17 protein-coding genes are annotated in these 19,881 nt (G+C 64.1%); 6 read left to right on the forward strand and 11 right to left on the reverse strand.

Going from position 1 to position 19,881, the window contains the following annotated elements:
- The first annotated feature begins 30 nt into the window (after positions 1 to 30).
- Both xseA and KUF55_RS11950 read left to right on the forward strand, forming a co-directional pair.
- On the forward strand, positions 31 to 1,344 hold the full coding sequence (gene xseA / locus KUF55_RS11945) for an exodeoxyribonuclease VII large subunit (RefSeq protein WP_218816772.1): 1,314 nt from the start codon (positions 31 to 33) through the stop codon (positions 1,342 to 1,344).
- On the forward strand, positions 1,341 to 1,562 hold the full coding sequence (locus KUF55_RS11950; protein ID WP_132358542.1) for an exodeoxyribonuclease VII small subunit: 222 nt from the start codon (positions 1,341 to 1,343) through the stop codon (positions 1,560 to 1,562). The genes xseA and KUF55_RS11950 overlap by 4 nt, the downstream gene beginning before the upstream one ends.
- 80 nt (positions 1,563 to 1,642) lie before the next feature.
- Here the strand turns inward: KUF55_RS11950 and KUF55_RS11955 are convergent, their stop codons facing one another.
- The 4 genes from KUF55_RS11955 to KUF55_RS11970 all read right to left on the reverse strand — a co-directional run bounded on the left by KUF55_RS11955 (position 1,643) and on the right by KUF55_RS11970 (position 5,663).
- Complete coding sequence (locus tag KUF55_RS11955) at positions 1,643 to 2,518, reverse strand: PPK2 family polyphosphate kinase (RefSeq protein WP_218816773.1); 876 nt, start codon at positions 2,516 to 2,518, stop codon at positions 1,643 to 1,645.
- 238 nt (positions 2,519 to 2,756) lie between these two features.
- Entirely contained in the window at positions 2,757 to 3,986 is a 1,230-nt protein-coding gene (locus KUF55_RS11960) for a pyridoxal phosphate-dependent aminotransferase (RefSeq protein WP_218816774.1), read from the reverse strand.
- Between the two features lie 154 nt (positions 3,987 to 4,140).
- Positions 4,141 to 5,178, reverse strand: a complete 1,038-nt coding sequence (locus KUF55_RS11965; RefSeq protein ID WP_218816775.1) for a glycine betaine ABC transporter substrate-binding protein — start codon at positions 5,176 to 5,178, stop codon at positions 4,141 to 4,143.
- Positions 5,175 to 5,663, reverse strand: coding sequence for an NUDIX hydrolase (locus KUF55_RS11970; RefSeq protein WP_132358550.1), 489 nt, complete (start codon positions 5,661 to 5,663; stop codon positions 5,175 to 5,177). Before KUF55_RS11970 ends, KUF55_RS11965 begins: the two co-directional genes overlap by 4 nt.
- Positions 5,664 to 5,743: 80 nt before the next feature.
- Between KUF55_RS11970 and KUF55_RS11975 the strand changes: the two genes are divergently transcribed.
- Entirely contained in the window at positions 5,744 to 6,250 is a 507-nt protein-coding gene (locus tag KUF55_RS11975; protein WP_132358552.1) for an Lrp/AsnC family transcriptional regulator, read from the forward strand.
- Between the two features lie 58 nt (positions 6,251 to 6,308).
- Here KUF55_RS11975 and KUF55_RS11980 read toward each other — a convergent pair whose 3' ends face one another.
- The 3 genes from KUF55_RS11980 to KUF55_RS11990 all read right to left on the reverse strand — a co-directional run bounded on the left by KUF55_RS11980 (position 6,309) and on the right by KUF55_RS11990 (position 9,452).
- A complete protein-coding gene (locus KUF55_RS11980; RefSeq protein WP_218816776.1) occupies positions 6,309 to 7,640 on the reverse strand; it encodes a phosphotransferase in 1,332 nt (443 codons plus the stop codon).
- Between the two features lie 20 nt (positions 7,641 to 7,660).
- Positions 7,661 to 8,551 (reverse strand): hypothetical protein, encoded by an 891-nt coding sequence (locus KUF55_RS11985; RefSeq protein ID WP_218816777.1) that lies wholly within the window; start codon positions 8,549 to 8,551, stop codon positions 7,661 to 7,663.
- Between the two features lie 286 nt (positions 8,552 to 8,837).
- Positions 8,838 to 9,452 (reverse strand): GNAT family N-acetyltransferase, encoded by a 615-nt coding sequence (locus KUF55_RS11990; protein ID WP_218816778.1) that lies wholly within the window; start codon positions 9,450 to 9,452, stop codon positions 8,838 to 8,840.
- A 51-nt stretch (positions 9,453 to 9,503) separates the two neighbouring features.
- Between KUF55_RS11990 and KUF55_RS11995 the strand changes: the two genes are divergently transcribed.
- The 3 genes from KUF55_RS11995 to cpaB all read left to right on the forward strand — a co-directional run bounded on the left by KUF55_RS11995 (position 9,504) and on the right by cpaB (position 11,402).
- A complete protein-coding gene (locus tag KUF55_RS11995; protein ID WP_218816779.1) occupies positions 9,504 to 10,103 on the forward strand; it encodes a 5-formyltetrahydrofolate cyclo-ligase in 600 nt (199 codons plus the stop codon).
- 153 nt (positions 10,104 to 10,256) lie between these two features.
- A complete protein-coding gene (locus KUF55_RS12000) occupies positions 10,257 to 10,475 on the forward strand; it encodes an FmdB family zinc ribbon protein (RefSeq protein ID WP_132358562.1) in 219 nt (72 codons plus the stop codon).
- A 210-nt stretch (positions 10,476 to 10,685) separates the two neighbouring features.
- Positions 10,686 to 11,402 carry a Flp pilus assembly protein CpaB gene (gene cpaB, locus KUF55_RS12005; protein WP_218816780.1) on the forward strand — a complete coding sequence of 239 codons (717 nt, stop codon included), beginning with the start codon at positions 10,686 to 10,688 and terminating at the stop codon, positions 11,400 to 11,402.
- 113 nt (positions 11,403 to 11,515) lie between these two features.
- Here the strand turns inward: cpaB and KUF55_RS12010 are convergent, their stop codons facing one another.
- From KUF55_RS12010 to KUF55_RS12025, 4 genes are all read right to left on the reverse strand, one after another.
- A complete protein-coding gene (locus tag KUF55_RS12010; protein WP_218816781.1) occupies positions 11,516 to 11,881 on the reverse strand; it encodes a hypothetical protein in 366 nt (121 codons plus the stop codon).
- Between the two features lie 18 nt (positions 11,882 to 11,899).
- On the reverse strand, positions 11,900 to 15,721 hold the full coding sequence (locus KUF55_RS12015; protein ID WP_218816782.1) for a DNA helicase: 3,822 nt from the start codon (positions 15,719 to 15,721) through the stop codon (positions 11,900 to 11,902).
- A 296-nt stretch (positions 15,722 to 16,017) separates the two neighbouring features.
- Complete coding sequence (guaA, locus tag KUF55_RS12020; RefSeq protein ID WP_132358568.1) at positions 16,018 to 17,604, reverse strand: glutamine-hydrolyzing GMP synthase; 1,587 nt, start codon at positions 17,602 to 17,604, stop codon at positions 16,018 to 16,020.
- A gap of 286 nt (positions 17,605 to 17,890) precedes the next feature.
- A complete protein-coding gene (locus KUF55_RS12025) occupies positions 17,891 to 19,735 on the reverse strand; it encodes an HNH endonuclease signature motif containing protein (protein ID WP_218816783.1) in 1,845 nt (614 codons plus the stop codon).
- Positions 19,736 to 19,881 lie beyond the last annotated feature (146 nt).

The following is a 19,881-nucleotide window of genomic DNA, read 5'->3' on the forward strand; positions in this document are numbered from 1 at the left end:
CAGTACCCCAAGGAAGGCGCGCACCCCCACGTGGAGCAAACACCAGACACCCAAGGATCGTTGCCGCGGACCGCCGCGGCCACCACGCCGGAGAATCCCTGGCCGCTGCGGGTGTTGAGCGAAAAGCTCAAGGCACACATCGAGAATTCCCCCGAGTCCTGGGTGGAGGGGCAGCTGCTGGAGGCGAACATTCGCAACGGGCACGCCTACCTGACACTGCGCGACGTGGATGTTGACTATTCCTTCTCCGTCACTGTCTGGGCATCGGTCATGCGCACCCTTGATATCGCCCCCGAGGTCGGGGCCCGAGTGGTGGCGCGGGTGAAGCCCAGTTTCTACACCAAGACCGGACGACTCTCGCTGAACGCCTTTGATCTGCGCCCCGTTGGCCTCGGTGACCTCTTGGCGCGGCTGGAACGCCTGCGCCGTGCGCTGTTCGACGAGGGCCTTTTTGATCCGACTCGGAAACTGCGCCTGCCGCTGCTACCCGGTCGCATCGGGCTGATTACCGGACGTAACTCCGATGCCGAGAAGGACGTGATTCGCAACGCCACCCTGCGCTGGCCCGCCGTCGCCTTCGATATCCGCAACACCGCCGTCCAGGGCGTTAACGCGGTCCCCGAGGTCATCGCCGCGCTGCGCGAACTCGATGCGAACCCTCAGATTGAGGTGATCATCATCGCCCGCGGTGGCGGCGCGTTGGAGGATCTGCTGCCCTTCAGCTCCGAAGATCTGGTGCGAGCCGTGGCCGCCTGTGGCACCCCGGTGATCTCCGCCATTGGGCACGAGGCCGATCGCCCGATCCTCGATGACGTGGCGGATCTGCGGGCCTCAACTCCCACCGATGCCGCCAAGCGAGTGGTGCCAGATCTGGTGGAGGAACTGGCCAACCTGTCCCATGCCCGGGCGCGGCTTGACCGCGCGGTACGAACGAATGTTCAACGTGAGGCCCAACGCATCGCCTCGCTACGTGCTCGTCCGGTGTTGGCCAATCCGCAATCGATCATCCAGGGGCGCGGCGAGGACATCGAGCGACTCTCCCGGCGTGGCACCCTGGCCATGCGCTCCTCGCTCGCCCGCGGGCATGACTCCATCGCTCACCTCCGCGCTCAGGTGCGCGCGCTGTCCCCACAGCAGACGCTGGACCGCGGTTATGCCGTGGTGACGGCCGATGACGGAGGGATCGTGCGTTCGGCCGGTGACGCACCGGTGCACAGCCCGATCGGCGTGCGACTGGCGCATGGCCAGCTCAAGGCGACCGTGACCTCCAGCGACGTCCCCACACCCAGTACCAACAGCCCACAGCAGACACAAACACTCACCAACAAAGGACAATCCGCATGAGCACGCAAGCAGCTAACTCCGACATCGCCGCACTGAGCTATGAGCAGGCGCGCGAGGAACTGGTGGCAGTGGTGGCCCAGCTTGAGGCCGGGGCAGCAACGCTGGAACAATCCCTGGGTCTGTGGGAGCGCGGCGAGGCCCTGGCAGCACGCTGCGAGGCCTGGCTGCAGGGTGCCACCGCGCGGTTGGATGCTGCGCGCGCTCCCGAATCCGAATAGTTCGTTCTCGCCCGGGCTAACTCGGGCGAACCCGGGCTAACCCGGGCTAACCGAGACCGATTTTCCGGCCACCCACCGGGTTAGGACGCAGCTAGCCGACGCTTCTGCTCCTTGATATCGAAGTCGGCGGCTGGCCACCGCGGATCGATCCCCTTCAGTGCCTGCTGCAGCAAGGTGGCCACGGCCAGGCGCGCATACCATTTGCGGTCCCCCGGAACGACAAACCACGGGGCGGCGTCGGTGTGAGTGCGTTCGATGGCGCTCTCGTAGGCGTCCATGTACGCCTCCCACGACTCGCGCTCGTCGATATCCCCGGGGTTAAATTTCCAGAACTTGTCTTCACGCTCCAGCCTTTCGGCCAGCCGCGCGCCCTGCTCATCCTTGGAGATGTGCAGCATCACCTTGATGATGGTGGTGCCCTGCCGAACAAGCTCGGCCTCAAAGTCGTTGATGGCGCCGTAACGGCGTTCGATCTCCTCGGCCGGCGAAAGACCCCTGACCTTGTGGATCAGCACGTCCTCATAGTGCGACCGATCAAAAACACCAATCTGGCCGGCACCGGGAAGCTGCTTGTTCACGCGCCACAGGAAGTCGTGGCGCTTTTCGGCCGGTGTGGGTGCCTTAAACGCGTAGTGTTTCACGCCCTGCGGATCAACCGCCCCCACCACATGGCGCACGATGCCGCCCTTGCCGGAGGTGTCCATGCCCTGGAGAATCAGCAGCACCTTCTGCTGTGCACCCGCGCGCGAAGCGGCAAAAAAACGTTCCTGCAATTCACTGAGTTCGCCCGCGACCACGGCCAGATCCTTGGTGCCGCTGACCTTATCCCCGGTGTAACCGGGAGTGGAGGACGGATCAATTTCTGCCAGCGACACGTCGGAAGTTACCGACAGGGCGGAGCGGGCAACATCGCCAAAGCTTGCCGGTTTTTTCTTCGCTTTTTGCTTCGTGCTCATGTGAGGGCCGACTTTCCGGTTCGAGAATGTTGGACCTAGCGTACGGCATGGGCATTAACGTTTGGGGTGGGTACCGGCTCTTCATCGAGTGGCGGAGGGCTGGCGCAACGCTCCTGTTCGTTTCGCGAGGTGGCCAGGGGGGCGCAAAAAGGCGCGCTGGTCCCCCACCGGTGCGCCGATACCTCGGTGCACGGGGAAACCAACGCGCGTTGACGTCGCTGAGCTTCGTCGGAACCCGCTAGACGCTGAGCTTGCCCTCACGCAGGTCCTCGAGGAACTCGGCAATGCGTCCGATGGCCTCACGCAGATCACGAACCGCCGGCAGCGTGACCAAGCGGAAGTGATCCGGTGCCACCCAGTTGAAGGCGGTGCCCTGGGTGATGAGCATCTTCTGCGCCTTGAGCAGTTCCAGGGCGAAAGCCTCGTCGTCGTGGATCGGGTAGACCTCAGGGTCAAGCTTCGGGAAGAGGTACATCGCCCCTTTGGCCTGCTGCACCGAGACCCCGGGGATGTCGTTGAGCATCGCGAAGGCGACATCGCGCTGTTCCTTCAGCCGGCCGCCGGGCAGGATCAGGTCGTTGATCGACTGGTAGCCGCCCAGCGCCGTCTGGATCGCGTGCTGTCCGGGAACGTTGGCGCACAGGCGCATGTTGGTGAGCAGATTAATGCCCTCGATGTAGTCCTTCGCCAGGTGCTTGGGACCGGAGATGGCCATCCAGCCGGAGCGGAAACCGCAGACCCGGTAGGCCTTGGAGAGGCCGGAGAAGGTCAGCACCAGCACGTCGTCGGCCAACGCCGCGGTGTTGATGTGCACGGCGTCGTCGTAGAGGATCTTCTCGTAGATCTCATCGGAAAACACGATCAGCTTGTGTTTGCGTGCCAGCTCCAGGATGCCCTCGAGCGTGTCCTTCGGGTACACGGCGCCGGTGGGGTTATTCGGGTTAATCAGGACGATGCCCTTGGTGCGCGGGGTGATCTTTGCTGCCATGTCTTCGAGGTCCGGCAGCCAGCCTTCTTCCTCGGTGTTCAGGTAGTGCACCGGGGTGCCACCGGCCAGCGATACCGAGGCGGTCCATAGCGGGTAGTCCGGGGCAGGGATCAGGACCTCGTCGCCATTGTTCAGCAGCGCATTCAGGGACAAGGTGATCAGTTCGGAGACACCGTTGCCGAGGTAGACGTCATCAACACCGATGGTCTGGATGCCACGGGTCTGGTAGTACTGCGAGACGGCGGTGCGCGCCGAGAAGATGCCCCGGGAGTCCGAGTAGCCCTGCGCGTTGGGGAGATTGCGCATCATGTCCACGAGGATCGCATCCGGCGCCTCGAAGCCGAAGGGTGCCGGGTTGCCGATGTTCAGCTTCAGAATGCGCTGGCCTTCGGCCTCCATCCTTTGGGCGTGTTCCAGCAGCGGCCCGCGAATGTCGTAGAGAACGTTGTGGAGTTTCGTGGACTGCTTGAATTCTGGCATGCTCTTACTTTCTCATTTTGGGCCGGGTGCGCGCTGGCACTGTGAGCAAAACTACAGCGTGTGACGCCGGATGCTACGTGCCGACGCGGTCGCTGGCCCGCTGTCGGGTTACTTCTTCGGGGGCCTCATCCACGTGCTAGCCGCGGGAAGCGAACTAATGCGCCACCAACAGCGATCTGTCGGTGAGCCAATCGTGAGCGGCGCTGCGCGCGTCGACCGCGTCACCTCCGGTGACCATCCGGTTGAGGTCCTGCAGGTCTTCCTGTTTGAGCGCGGCGCTGAGCGTATTGATGGCCTTGATCGCGTCCTGGCCCACTCCCTCGGTGGTGATCACCGGGGTCAGCGACTGCGGCGCGAACAGTGCTGCGGTGTCCTCAAGCCGAACCAAGGCGTTGTCCGGGATGCCCGCGCTATCCACGGTGGTGGCCTGGATCTGCACCTCATCGGCAATCACCGGCAGTACATCGCTCGCCGCCTCATCATCGAGTTCAGTCACCGACTGGGGTGTGCAGGAAACGCTCTGGTCCAACAATGCCAGCAGCGCGGCTGAATCCTTGGTGGCGATGCCAAAATCCAGCCGGTGGCAGAGCGGCCCGAGTTGGGCGAGGTTCACCAAGGGACCCGCGGCACTGGTGGCCTGGGTGAGCACCAGGGTTCCGGTGCGTTCGGCGGCGGCGGAATCGAGCACGGCAAAACCCTTCGGTGTCAGCGCGTGCAGTGCCTTGATGGTTGCTCCGGTGTCCAGTACTCCCGGGGCACCGGGCAACACGGGCGAAGAGTCCGCGGCTGTGCCGTTGGGTGTTGTTTGTGCCGTCGCATTGGCCTGGGGCACCGCACTGAGCGCACCGAGCATCGCACTGGAGCCGCCGATCGCGACGTCGGCCTTGCCCGCGAGCACCGCGGCGATCGGATCTTTGGTGGGATCGGCGAGCTTCGTCTGGATTCCTGCGTCGGAAAGCATCTGCTGGTAGGCCGCGCTCAGCGCCTGCGCGGTGGCGTCCGGACCCTGGGCCAGGACAAGCTCTCGCTCGGTGGTGGCCTGAGCCGTGTGCACCGGCGAGTCGGAGGTACAGGCGCCCAACACCAACCCCAGCACGAGCAGGCCAGCGGCACCGATGATGGTGCGGCCACGTGGCAATGAGTGCCGGGGCTGGGCACACTGCAACTCACCGTTACCGGTGTAGCGCCTCACGAGGCACTGACCTGGTGCCGGTGTGCGAGCAAAGATTCGATGGCCGTATCTACGCGGGCCACGCGCGGCAGCGCGGCCACCTCGGCGAGCGGGAACCAGGCGGCCTGGCTGGTGGTGCCGGCTTCTTCATGGCGTAATTCGCCCCCTGTCACGGTGGCCGAGTAGATGACGGCAACGGTCTGCATGGGCCGATCCTTGCCGCTGTAACGCTGGTGTGCGGGGATGATCCCGGATTCCACGCTGAGCAGGTCATCAATTTGCACGCTGTAACCCGTTTCCTCGGTGACCTCACGCGCCGCCCCGGCATCAATGGCCTCACCGAGCTCAACACCCCCGCCGGGCAGTGTCCAACGTGGCACAAAGCTGGGCTCCTGCGCGCGCATGTCCCAGAGGGCCAGCAGGATCGATCCGTCGCGGATCACCACACAATAGGCTGCGAGGCGGGTGTCGAAGCCCGTGGGGGCAGAGGGTTGTGGGTTGGTCATGATTCCATTTTAGGCCGTGCCGAGGCTTTCCCTCGGCTCCAAAGCACCCGAAGACGCGACAACTGTGATGGAATATCAGCATGGCACCTTCAACTTTTCCGCAACAACCGGTTGATCTTGACGCTGTTGACCGTCGAATTATTCAGGAATTGGTCGCCGATGCGCGCTTAAGCAACGCTTCGCTGGCGCAGCGCACCGGCATCGCCCCTTCCACCGCATTGCTGCGTACCCGCGCGCTGATTGAGCGCGGGGTGCTCACCGGTTATCACGCCGAGGTGAGCCTGCCGACCGTGGGGCGCAGCGTTCAGGCGTTGATTTCGGTTCGGCTGCGCGTGCATGACCGGGTGCAGATCGATCGCTTCACCCAGAAAATGCCGACGTTGCCCGAGGTGCTCTCGATGTTCCACATCTCCGGGGCCAATGACTACCTGCTGCACATCGCCGTCAGTTCCACCGAGGCCCTGCGCGATTGGGTGCTTGATAACCTGGCGACCGATGAATCCGTCGGGCATACCGAGACGACCCTGGTCTTCGGACACCACAAGGGCCTTGGCGGTCCGATCCCCGAGGACCTTCCGCAGCTCTAGGTTCCGGCTTGTCACGGGGCCGATGATAGTTCACTCGGATCTTCTGGGCGGTGTCACATTAGGCGCAGGCGTCGGCGCGCCAGAGTAATTTGCGCACCGTTTTCAGTCGTTCTTCGGCCACGTCTTCCCAGATATCCGCCCCGAGGTTACGGGAGCCGGCGATCAGCGTTAACGCCACCGCCGCCGCCCGTGTCCAGAGGCTGCGGGGATCAACGACCGTTTCAAATACGGAGCCAAAGCGTTCCATGGTCCCCGTTGCGGCCCGGTTTTTCTCGCCCAGCGACGGCAGAATGGCCAGATGCCCCAGGAGGCAGCCGAGGTCATCAACGCGGTAGCCCGGTCCCAACGAATCCAGATCGAGCAGACTGGTGATTCTTCCGTTGCGCAGCAAGATGTTTGCATCGTAAAAATCGCCATGAGTCGGTACCAGCTCACCGCGCACCGAGCGCTGAAGATGCACCTCGATGTTGCTGACCAACAACTCGATCTCCCGCTCACGATGCGGCAGCGTCAGTGTTGCGGCCCCCTGATAACGGCGCAGTGAATCGCTCCAGGCGGGTCGCTGAGGCAGTTCCATCACGGTTTCGGGCAACGCATCAAGGCAGGAGATGAAGTCCTGCGGATCCAAATCCGTGCCCGCATGTTGCCGGATGGATTCACTCAGAGAAACACCGCTTCCGGCTTCCAACGCGATGATACCTCGATGGCTAGGCTCGATCAGCGCGGGCGAGGGAATATCGCTGGCCTCCAGGAGTCGATGCCGGCGCGCCAATGCGGCAATCGCAGTGGGGTGCCCGACCTTGAGGAAGATCTTGCGCACGATCTTCAGCGGCCCCAGTGTGGTGAACGTCGCTTCGATCACGGCACGGCGCAGCGGCCTATAGGCCATCATCCGCAAGCCGGTCAGCAGCTCCGCCTGCCCCCACATTTCGAGCACACGTGTCCGGTCGGTGGCCAAGGCCAGCGCCGGCAGCTTCGGGTCGTGCGGGTGAATCCAACCGCTGACCCGCACCACCGAGCCGGAGGGATCCTGCTCGTCGCCCGGAATCTGCACATCAATTCCGGCAAGCCCGCTGGAGGCAGAGCTGGTATTTATCCCGGCGCTTTGGAGCGCTCGGGTAGCGGCAGGTAGCGTTGCGGGGACTATTTCGGTGGTTAGACCCAGTTCGTTGAACCCCGTGCCGGCGGGCATCCGATAGATGGCACTGATTCCGGCACCGGGGCGATGCCCCAAGCGCAGCCGGTTAGCGTCGTAGTCCCAGGTCCCGGTGGGCGGATGACCGCCGAGCTGGGCAATGATCGCGGGGATCGCCGAGCTCAGGGCGCGCAGCTGTGCTTGGCCGGCACGTGCGACGGCGGCGGAGAACCTCGGCGCGGAAGGATCAATCATGCCGAGCTCTGCGGAAAGGCCTAGGCGCGGCGACGCTGCATGACGTCGTCAAGGTTGATCCGGTCCGTTGCCGCGTCGGTGCGTGGTGCCCGAGCGGTGTTGGCCGCCTCGCTTTCCGTGCCCTGCTCAACGGCGGCGCTGGCGGCGGGGGAAGTCGTACCCGCTGCAGTCATCGCGGCAGGGGCTACCGGGCTGGCCGGCGTACCGTCGATGGAACCGGCGGTGGCTGGCACCGCAGCCGGAACGTCGGGGGCCGGGGTAATCGTCGGCAGCTCTGTGTCAACCGCGGTGGTGCCCAGTGCCTCGGCAAGACGAGCAGCGGCTTCCTGGGAGCGCAGGCTGGCGTTGCTTGATGCCTTGGGTGCGGCGGCGGGCTGCAGCGGGGCGGGACTCGGACGCTTTGTCAGTGCCGCGGCGTTGGCAACGACGTACTGCGGCAGCGGAACCTCAATGAGTTCCCAGCCCTCGGGGCGCTGAAGTGCCGCACCATTGTTTGCGATGCGCAGGGCCTCGGCCCGCAGTTCCTGAACCGTGAGGCGAGGAGCCTGCTTATTCGAGTTCGGCTGAGCATCGAAGACCACCGCCTGCTTTTTGCGCGGTTCCACGTGTTCGGTGGCAGGTACTTCCATCGCCAATTCACGGGTTTTTGCCATCCGGACCAGCAGCTTGGCCCGTCGGTCACGTACCGCCAGGGCACGCAGGGTGGAGAAGCTGGCGAGGCTAAGCAGCAGCCCGATCAGCGGGACCATCCCGGAGAACACACCGGCCATGGCCAACGGTCCGCCAATGAGAACGGCCAGCACGGCCAGGCATCCGAGCACGGCAACGGCCAGGCGGTCATAAAAGATCCGCAGGGGTGCCTGCGGGATCTCATCGGACGCGGCTGAAGCGTGGGGTGCTAGCTGTGCCATGTTGCTCCTTCGTCGGCTGGCGACTACGTTCATCTGCGGATCTGCCCGGCGCTGCAAGATTGATGCCGGTGTGCTCCGCTATTGGTGCTTGTTGTGCCGCGACATCGACGGGCCTCTTCCAAGTCCATGGCCTGAAAAGATCGTCATTGTGAAACGTCCACGTCAACCACATTAAGCATGCTTGCACGTTGGATGCGGCATTCGGCCCGGTGTGTCCGGTAATACTGCGGACAAAGTTGATTATTTCCGGGTATTGGACGATAACCGGCCATTTCGTTGGCCGGTGCTACCGCTGGAGCCACCGCGCCAGAAGTCCCCGCGGGATTTCGGGCGCGGTCAGGGCGAAGCTCTGGTGATCTGCCCAGGCCCCGTTGATGTGCAGAAAATCCTTACGCAGGCCCTCATCGCGGAAGCCAAGTTTTTCCACCAACCGCAGGCTTGGCGCATTCTGCGGCCGGATGTTGATTTCGATGCGGTGCAGCCCCATCGTCAAAAAACAGTGGTCCACGGCCACGGCCACTGCCTCCGGCGTCAAACCCGCCCCGGCGTGCTGCGCATCAATCCAGTAGCCGATCGATCCGCTGCGTGCGGCTCCCCACGCGATGGTGGAAACGGTGAGCTGCCCAATGATCGGGGCCGAGCGCACGTGCAGCGACGGCAGGGTGATGGCCCAGGGCAAACACTGTCCCTGACGCGCAGCCCGGTTCTGCGTTGACACCATCGCCGAGAAGTTGGCCGGGTAGCCGGCGCCATCGGGAAGCGTCGCGTCCCAGGGGGTGAGCCAATCTGCGTTAGCCCGGCGCAAGGCCGTCCATTCGGCCTTGTCGCGACGGCGCATGGGGCGCAGGAGCACGCGTGGTCCCTGCAGACTCACGGGCCACTGGCGATCAAATTCGGACATGTACCAATCCTATCGAGGCGTGGGCGCAGCTCCGTGCATAGACTGTGGTGCGTGAGTGAGCCGAACAAGGAAACCATCCGCCAACAGCTTCGTGCCCAACGGCGCGCCCTGGGTGCGGCGGGTCGTGAAGAGCAGATGTCCCGGATCACCGAGGAGCTGTTGCCATGGCTTGAAGATCACGCGCCGCGGCGCTCCGTGACGTGTTTTCTGTCCTACGGCTCCGAGCCACCCACCGCCGCACTGCTGGAGCGACTGGATGAGGCCGGATACCTGGTTCATGTCCCGATTTGTGAACCGGCCCGGCGCTTGTCATGGACACGCTGGTTTCCGGGTGTCGCGATGAACCGCAGCGCCGTGGGACCGATTGATGAACCGGTCGGTGAGCGCCGGGGTACTGAGATGATGGCCGACGTCGATGTCATCATGGTGCCCGCACAAGCGGTTGATGAACATGGTGATCGGCTGGGTCAAGGCGGAGGCTACTACGACCGGTTTATCGCCGAACTGCCGGGCCCGGGTCTGCGTCCACAGCTGATCAGCATCGTCTTTGACCACGAGTTCCTGGCACCCGGGAGCTTCCCCGTCGAACTCTTTGATCAGCGTGTTGATGCGGTGGTGACACCCGCCGGGGTGCGGAACCTCACCACGTAGCGCGGTCTCGGTACGTTAGAATTGGTGTAAGCGGTCACCCACGGGTGCCCGCATCCCCATTTTATTCATCGCTTGCCCGGGGTCCCGAGCGCGGCATATTACCGCCGCCAACGATCCCGCGGACAGGCACGCACCTCGTGCGAAAGGATCGTAATGCCTACCTATGTTTACGCCTGCAAGGATTGTGGCCACGCCATGGAGGTTGTCCAGTCGTTCTCCGACGAGGCACTGACCATCTGCCCCGAGTGCCAGGGTGCACTGCGCAAAAAGTTCAACAGCGTCGGAGTGGTCTTTAAGGGATCCGGCTTCTACAGCAACGATTCCCGATCAACCACCAGCTCCAGCACCCCGGCCGCCGCCAGCGTCAGCTAGGTAGCAGCAAACCGCTGCTGGGCGGTTGGACGGGCATCGCCCGTCCCCTCCCCGCACCTAAACTCAGCATCACGATTCGGCACAGTCCTGCCCGGATCGGCCGTGACTCTGCACTTGCCCGCACCATGGGCGCAGGGGCTTCACGCGGCTTGTTAGCTCCTCGTCATGGGTCCACACCTTCCGGTGGTGGGCCCATGTCTTGCTTAACGCATGCCTATTTTTCGCTCCACCCCCAATTCCCCACCGCATCTTCGCCGCCCGGAGCCACGCCGGTCGGCCGGCGAACTCTTCGCCAGATACCGCAGACACCTCACCGCGGCACTGGCCATGGTGGCTCTGGCGCTCTCCCTGACGGTGCTGGCTCCCGCCACGGAGGAACGCATCAATGTGCTGGTGGCAGCCCGCGATCTACCCGTGGGCAGTGAACTGCACACCCAGGACCTGCGCACCGCCTCGATCCCCCGGGCCCTGGTACCAAGTGGTGGTTACGAGCTAGGCCCACCTGCCGCAGGTTCCCGACTAGCCATTCCGGTGCTGGCCGGCACACCGGTGCTGCAGACGATGGTCATCGGTCCCGGGCTGCTGGCGGGTCTGGCTCCGGGCAGCGTCGCGGTTCCGCTTCGATTAGATGATGAACAGACAGCGTCGTTGGTGCGTGCCGGCCAACGGGTGGACGTGGTCCTCACGGAGGGCAACGGGTTTGAAACGAAGCTGAATTCGCGGGTGCTGGCCCGGGCCGTGCCGATCCTCTGGACCGGAGCGCAACTAGCCACCGATGGGCAGAGTCCGTGGGGAGTTTCTTCATCCACCGCGGACGGCGGGTTGATTGTGGTGGGCACGGGAGCCACGGGTGCCGAAGAACTCTCCACCGCGGCGCAGCGCGGGAGGATTTCGGTGGTTCTGGTCAATCCCGCAGCCGGTGATTAGAGCCGGCTGGCCCGGCGCGGGTGGGGCCCTTCCGGCTAGCGAGCGGTTAAAACCACTTTATGGGTGCGTGGCTCAGGCTGCGCGTGGGAGGAAAAAAATCCGCCGTCGTTCGCTTAGGACCAGTGGGGCGGGCGCTGCGATTTCATCCAGTCACCCAGATCATCCTCCGCATCACCCCAACGCCGGGGGTCATCCTCCGCCGCCGTCTGCTCAAACACCGGATCAGCTGTGGGAACGGGGGTGCGGGCGTGCGTTGCTGCGTCGGCTCCTGCATGGGTCCCGGCTTTGGTCCCGGCTTCGGTCCCGGCTTCGGTCCCCGATGGGGCCTTGGCCGTGCCGAGGGGCTCAGCTTCCGGACGCCCGGCTCCGTGGGGCAACACAAAGGTACCCACCAGCTTCGATTCACTCACGCGCTGCGGTTCGGCGGTGTAGCGCCGCGACTTCTTTGCTCGCGGCGCTCCTGCGTCATCGTCCATCATGTTGTTCACCAGATCCGGCTAGACCTCTGCCAGATCGGAGTGGGTCGAGCCCGGCGCGGACTTCTCCTCGGATTGCGCACCCGAAGAATTCTTCGCGGAGTCAGCATCGCTGTGCCCCAGGCCCAGGAAGCCGGCCAGATCCTCGGCAACGCGATCGGGATCGGCGAACACATCGATGGTCCACAGTGGCACATAGCGCCAGCCCAGGGACTCAAAGAGCTGCGGTCGCAGGCGGCTGCGCTCACGGACCGTTAACTCGCGATATCCCTGCGTTCCGTCGTACACCACGGCCAACGGCACCGCGGCACCGGTTCCGCTGACATCCAGGGCATGCGCGGCAATATCCAAGACACCGCGGTAATGCTGGGTGACGATGGCACCACGTTCGGCCAAGCGCGACATCAGATCGGTGACCAGCGCGTCCTTCAACGGCGTGGTGGTCGCCAGCATGCCCGAATCCCCGCCCAGCACCCGGCCGAGCAACTCCAGGAAGCGGTGGGCACCAAAGCGCAGGCGAGAGAGGTCCATGTCCTGGGGCCGCAGCGCAGCAACCAGGGTCATCGACTCACGGGCACGGGTGACGGCGTTGACGTAGAGCTCATCTCCCCCGGGCTGCGAGAGGGCACCGAAGTCGTGAACGATTTTTCCGTGTGTGGTGCGTCCATAACCCAGCGACAGGATGATGGCATCACGCTGCAATCCGGCCAGGCGATCGACGCTGGTGACCAGGAAGCGTTCCTTCTTCGCCCTGAAGTGCTTGGCAGCCCAGGGGTGGTTGGGCAGCTGAACCCGGATGGCCTCGGCGATCGCCGCGGCGTGCTGACGGTTGCCGGCGATGACGGCCAGGGATTTCTCCCCGTTGCGTGCCAGTTTGGTGAAGACCAGATCCACCACACGGCGCACCTCGGCCACGTTGCTCTGCACCGATTCTCCATCGGCACCCAGCGGGCCGGTGCCATCGGGGACATACTCGGCCATCAGTGCCGGGCTTCCGGCACCGAGGGAACGAGCCGCCGGCAAGCGAGAGAGCGAATCAGCGTAGAAGTCGTGGGAAAGTGACTCGGTCAGACCCTCGTCAATCCCCCGGTACACGGTGGAGAGTCGACGCATCGGCAACACCTGCGAGAGTGCTTCCATCGCGGAGATCGGGGCCACCACCGGACGAGTGTGTGCCGTGGGATCCACGGAAACCTCAAACGGGCGCGGTGCACCCATCATGATGTCACCGAAGGCGATCACCTGACTCGAACGGGAGATGGAGCCGAGCACCGAGCGCAGCGACAGCGAGTCGGCATCCAGCAGGATCAGCGCGTCAAAGTCCATCGAGGCCGGAACCGCGGCGGGCACCAGCAGCGGTGAACCCACCCAGATGGGGCACAGCGAGTTGATCAGCGAGTCACCCATGGTGACGAGGTCAGCGGCGGTGGGGTCACCCTCCTTGAGCATGGCCCGCAGTTCGCGTGAGGCGGCGCGATGATCGGCCAGCGCACCCTTCCACGCCTTGGCCAGGGCCCAGCGCAACCGCGAAGCACCCGAGGCAACGTGCGCGGAGTCGGCCAACCGGTACTCGGCCTCCAGCCGGCGCAATTTTTCCCCATCGTTCATCGCCAGGAAGTCATCCCCGGAGATCATCGCCTCCAGCGCCGACTGCCACCACGCCAAATCCAGTTCCGCCGACACCGCGTCGGGAGTGACGTTGCGTGTACGGAAGTCATCCATCAGCTCACCCAGGCCGTGCTCGGCCAATTGCTCGGTGATCAAGGTGCGTTCGGGCAGCTGCTCCAGTTCACCCTTGAATTCCAGGAGCTGGTCCATGCGCCGCAGCAACGAGCCGATCGACTCATCACGCAGGTGACTTGCCGCGGGTTCGGGCAACATCGTTGCCAGCTTGTCCAGGCGCGCACCGGCATCCTGATAACCGGCGTTGACGTCCAACAAACCGGCCGGCACCATCGGGTGGCGTTGGCTGGTGGCGTGGTGGTGCCAGGCCATGTGCTGTTCCTGGACAGCTTCCAAGGCCGTCTGCAGATCAGCGACGTGTACACCGGGGCGCACGTAGTCCTTGGCGACCTTACGCAGGCGTGAGCGGGTCATCGAGCTCATCTCGATGCCACGTTCCCGCCGCCATGAGGAGGAGGCGGTGGCGGAGATCAGGTCTTCAACCGACTTGTCGAAAATGTCGGATTCGAACTTATCCAGCGACGAACGCACCGCGACCAGCAGATCCAGCTGTTCGCCCCACTTGTTGTAGGAGTCGGCGAGCCGGATTTCCGAGTGTGCTGCCACTTTGAGCATGTGATCGCGCAGGATCGGGAGGTCGCGGTGCAGACCGGTAACCAGATCCAGGGCGGTGTCGGTATCGCGCTTGTTCCGCAACCGAGCCCCGTACCAGGGGCTATCGGCGGAGGCGCTGATGAAGGAGCCCAATTCGGCGGCGCGCTTGAGCTGTTCTGCGGTGGAGGCACGGTTGGTGATGGAGTCCAGCACCGAACGCTTAAGCCGCACCGTGGTGGCGGGCGCCGGGCTCAGCGAACTGAGTCGGGCGAGTTCCTGCATCGCCTTGTAGGGCGAGCATCCCCAGCGGGCTCGGGTGGAATGCAACGAGCGCACGTGGTCAAGGAGGGTGTGGCGGTGCTCGCGCAGCGTGGTGTGAAGTGAGCTCAGGGCGGGTTCGGTGGCCCGTTCATTACGCAGGATGGCCCGGGTGAGCAACTCGCGCAGCGGCTCCGGGTCTTCCTCGGGTGAGAGCAGCAGGGCCGTGCCGGCGAGGTCAAGGGCGGCGAACCGCTCAACAAATTCTTCGGCGCTGGCGCGGCGTTCGGCGATGACCAGCACACGTTTGCCGGCTGCTGCCAAAACGGCGGCGGCGTTCAGCGCGGTTTGTGTCTGGCCGCTGCCGGCCGGTGCGCTCACTGCCACCGACTCGCCGGATTCAACGAGGTCAAGGACCGCCTGCTGAGATTCATCGGCATCCAACAAGAGCAATTCGTCGGCCGGGTCACGGTGATCGCTGGTGCGCGTTGAGTCACCGGAGCTATGTGCGCCGGCGGTGTTGGTGGGCCGCCTCGTCGCAGCTGCGGTGCCGCTGCCCTGGGTGGTGGCCGTGCCCGTGCTGGCGGCAGCTTCGGTGCGTTTGGTTTCGGCCTCAAGGAGCGATGCCAGCACCGGGTGCTTGAGGTTCAGTGTGCCAGGATCCGCCGGGTCGGCGAGATCGGCAAAGGTGGAAATGAGCAGTCGGTGGGCAATGACCATGCCCGATACGTCGGCCACCTGCGAACGCAGGGCGTCCATTGCACGGGTCGGGTCAAAGCGTGCGATCGAATAGGCGGCGGCGTTAAGTGCTTCAACGTCGATGTCAACGTGGTGCTGGCGCTTGAAATAACGCATGAGGGCCGGCGAGCATTCTGCCCTGCCCATCAGCTGGAGCTCAAAGTCGTCCTGGTCTTCGCGCACCGAGAGCACGATGCGACCAAGCATGATGGGGGCGTTAAACTGCTCGCTGCGCCCCTCGTGGACCGCACGCCAGTTGGCTTGTCCGGCGGAGAGGTATCCAACGTCGATGCCGCGCTCGTCCCAGAGCTCACGGATCTTGCCGCGTAGCGCCTCTGCCGTGCGCCGTGCGGAATCGTATTGATCCGAGTCGCGCAGCAGCGTTGAGAGCCGAGTGCGTCGTCCGGCCAAGAACTGAGCCAACCCCGAGGGATGTGCGTGGGTGATGTCGATACTGTTGGACACCGAGGGCGCGAACCGCAACAACGTGTCGGTTCCCACCCCTGGACCCAGGGAGTCAACCCACGTGGAGACCAATTCATCTGCGTGTTGCTGGTGCTCTGCCACCATACCGTCCCTTCGCCTTTGCCCGAATGCTGCCGATCCCGCATCGCGCATTGCCATGCGGGTACATTCAGCCTTTACCAACCTAATGCAAGATCGCACCGTGATGCCGAACCGAAACACGTTGACGGCGCCACTGTTATGTGTCATGAGTCCGAACCGGCCCCACGACACCCTTGTCTGCTCCACCCGGCGCACCCGACGGAGTGCGTCGAAAGCAGAGCCGCTACTAAAAAGAGCAGGGGAAAGCCCGCTTAGGCTTCCCCCTGCTCCGTGCCGTCGGCGTGATTACGCCGACGGGTTTACTCCCATTCGATGGTTCCTGGTGGCTTGGACGTTACGTCCAGCACCACGCGGTTGACCCCGTCGACTTCGTTGGTGATTCGGTTGGAGATTTTCGCCAACAAATCGTAGGGCAGGCGTGACCAGTCTGCGGTCATGGCGTCCTCGCTGGACACCGGACGCAGGACGATCGGGTGACCGTAGGTACGGTGGTCACCCTGCACGCCCACGGAGCGCACGTCGGCCAGAAGAACGACCGGCATCTGCCAGACTTCCTCATCCAGACCTGCTGCGGTCAGTTCGGCGCGAGCAATCGCGTCGGCCTTGCGCAGGAGCGTCAGGCGTTCCTCGTTGACCGCACCGATGATGCGGATACCCAGGCCGGGGCCCGGGAACGGCTGGCGCATGACGATCTCGGCCGGCAGGCCAAGCTGCTTACCCACGGCACGGACCTCGTCCTTGAAGAGCGCACGAAGCGGCTCAACCAGTTCGAAGTCCAGGTCCTCGGGCAGTCCACCGACGTTGTGGTGGCTCTTGATGTTGCTGGCACCCTCGCCGCCGCCGGATTCAACGACGTCCGGGTACAAGGTTCCCTGAACCAGGAACTTCACCGGCTGGCCGGAGTCGGCTGCCTCGGCAAGGATCGCGGTTTCGGCAGCCTCGAAGGCGCGAATGAATTCGCGACCGATGATCTTGCGCTTGGTTTCCGGATCCGTCACGCCGTCCAGTGCGGTGAGGAAGCGTTCGCGCTCGTCGGCGATGTAAAGCTTCGCGCCGGTAGCTGCAACGAAGTCCATTTCGACCTGTTCTGCTTCGCCTTCGCGTAGCAGACCGTGGTTGACGAACACGCAGGTGAGCTGGTTGCCGATGGCTCGCTGCACGAGGGCAGCTGCCACGGCTGAGTCAACTCCGCCGGAAAGACCACAGATGGCCCGGCCGTCGCCGACCTGGGCGCGAATCTTGTCGACCTGCTCATCAAGGATGTTTGCAGGAGTCCAGCTGGGGGTTAGCCCGGCACCGTTGTACAGGAAGTTCTCCAGAACTTGCTGGCCGTGGGCCGAGTGCTTGACCTCCGGGTGCCACTGCACGCCGTAGAGACGCTTGGCCTCGTTGGCGAATGCGGCAACGGGTGCGCCTGCGGTGGTGGCCAGAACTTCGAAGCCCTCGGGGGCCTTCGAAACGGAATCGCCGTGGCTCATCCATACGTTCTGGTTTTCGGGCATGCCGGCCAGGATGGAGCGTGCTGCTCCGGAGGCGGTGGCATCGGTTGCACCGTATTCGCGCAATCCGGTTTCGGCGACGACGCCGCCGAGGGCGTTGGCCATGGCTTGGAAGCCATAGCAGATGCCCAGGACCGGTACACCTGCCTCAAACAGGTCGGCACCGACGCTCGGGGCACCATCGGCGTAAACGCTCGAGGGGCCTCCGGAGAGGATGATTGCCGCCGGGTTCTTGGCGAGAATCTGTTCGGTGGTGAAGGTATGCGGGACGATCTCCGAATACACGTTGGCTTCGCGTACACGCCGAGCAATCAGCTGTGCGTACTGGGCCCCGTAATCGACGACCAGAACCGGCTGTTGCTCTGGGGTGCTGGGAGTGTTAGTCACGGGCCTAAGCTTAGCCGCCCGAAGAGCCCGCTTGCATCCCGAACACCCGCAGGGTGACGCAAACTACTTTGTTGGGCGACTTGGGCGCTTCATCTGCCACTCGCTCGCCTGAATAAGTCACCGATCATTGGGGCGAGTACCGCTCCTTGGTTGGAACTCAGCTGCCTTCAAAACGGCAGTTGTTCGTTGCCGGTGGAGGTCTCCGGCCCGCACATCACCGGACTGGGCCGAAGTGTGTGGGACGGCTGGCCGTGCCGAGCGCGCTGCCAGTGGGAAGCATCGCGAGTTAGTCGGTGAATAGTGGCGGGATAAACCCCACCGTCCGCAACTCCGGATGCCACCACAAATTACGTTCCGGATCACCAGGCGGCTGACCCGCCCGCTCAACCACATACGGAATCCCGTCGATCATCCTCAGCGTGATCAACCCAGCATGAATCTGCAAATGATGATAACTACACGTCAAAGCCCCATTATCCACACTTGTCACCCCGCCATCCAGCCAAGACTTCACATGATGAGCCTCGGTGGTGGACGCCGGACGATGACATCCCGGGATGCAACACCCTCGATCACGCATCGCCAACGCTTTGCGCTGGGCCGGGGAGAAGCCGCGCACCTCGCGACCCATATCCAGAATCTCCCCCTGACTCCCCAGCACCGCGGGCAAGATCCCAGCATCGCAGGCCAGTCGACGAATATTCTCCGCCGAAACCACCCGGCCGTGCCCGGTGACACCCGCAGTTTCACATTGACCCAGTAGCGACTGATAGTCGATCAGCACCCCGACCCTGACCGGCAGGCCACCGGATTCACTCAGGGCGGTACCGGTGAGAGATCCGTTGATCGAGGCAATGATGCCATCGAGTAAGAGTTGCGGGGTGGTGCGTGGATCCACCAAACCCAGCATGTCACCGCTGCCGGTGCCGCTGCCGCTGCCGCTGCCGGTGTTGGTCCTGGTGGTGTTATCTGTGCCGTTGCTGGTCGCTACCCCATCGACCCACGAACTCAGCGGCACCTGATCCGGAGCCGTCCCCGGGGCAATCGCCCATTGCGGAGCGGGAGTCCCCACCGGTGCCACGGGGCGACTAGCGGGCTTGCGAGCGGTGGTCTGGCCGTCACAATTTCCGGCACCGACCGTAGGTGGGCCGGCGGTGTGTGGGCCGGCGGTGGAGGCGGAAACCGGTGGGACCTTGTTCGAGCGTGGGTTGGACCAGGCTTCGCCAAACGACTCAATCGATTCGGCATCGATCGGATCACACCTCAGCAGATACTCGGCGAACCCTTCACGCACGCCACGGTAGAACATGCCCCGCTTGGCCCGAATCTCTTCATCGGTCATCGGTGCCCCGTTCGTTTCCAGATAGGCACCCCAATCGCTCAGGGCCTTGTGCGCGTTTCGAGGTTCGGCGGTGCGTGCCTCATGAGCCAGGGATTCTTCGATGGCGGTGTTCAGCTTTGAAGCGTCTTCGCGTTGATGGATACGCGGCTGCATCCCTTCAAGCCGTCCGGCCAGTTGGGCGAGGTTGCCAACATCCGCGGTTCCATCGGCGGCTGCCTGCGCCAACACCGGAAACAGTGGAGGAGCCAAAACCGACTCAGTACCGGTGCGACCCAAGGTCCCCTCGGTGCTGGAGGGGTCCTTATCTGGTCCCGGGAGCGGGGCGGCAAGCCCAGATGATGGGGCTGGGGCGACCAGCAGGCGTGCACCGGTGAGTCGGCGGCGGGCCTCGGAAGCGGAAATGTGGAGGTGGGCTTGGAGGTAGGCGGCGGTATTGCGGTGCTGAGCCATCCCCCTACACATCCGCTCCGCTGGTATGGCGGTGGTGCCATCGGCCAGGGCTTGTGGGGCGGCGGCGAGAGCATCAAGGTGCGTGGCGGTCTCCGGGTCCAAGCGGTAGATCTGGTTGACCTCGGCGTGGAAGGTGGCATGGAGTTGGCCGTAGGCGATGGTGCGTTGGGTGTTCTCAAGCAGGCCCAGGATGAGGGCACTGGAGGCCGCGTCGGGGTTCAGGGTGGTGAGTTCTTCCACGGTCGAGCGCGCGTCAAGGAGCACCGCGGCCAGGTTCCTGACCGTGGTGCTGATGCGTGCTTGCCCCCTTGCGGCGCTGGGTGTGGCGGAAGAATTCATGGACCCAGTCTGCGCCGCTGAACACACCACCCACGGCCGGGGAAGTGGTCTGTGGGGAGAAGCGCCGGAGTGCCGGAGGCCGGGATCAACCGGTGCGGGGAAGTGCAGCAGGTGACCCTGGAGTTAGGGTTCGGTTCGGTAGCCAC

Source organism: Paeniglutamicibacter sp. Y32M11 (genome assembly GCF_019285735.1).
GTDB lineage: Bacteria > Actinomycetota > Actinomycetes > Actinomycetales > Micrococcaceae > Paeniglutamicibacter.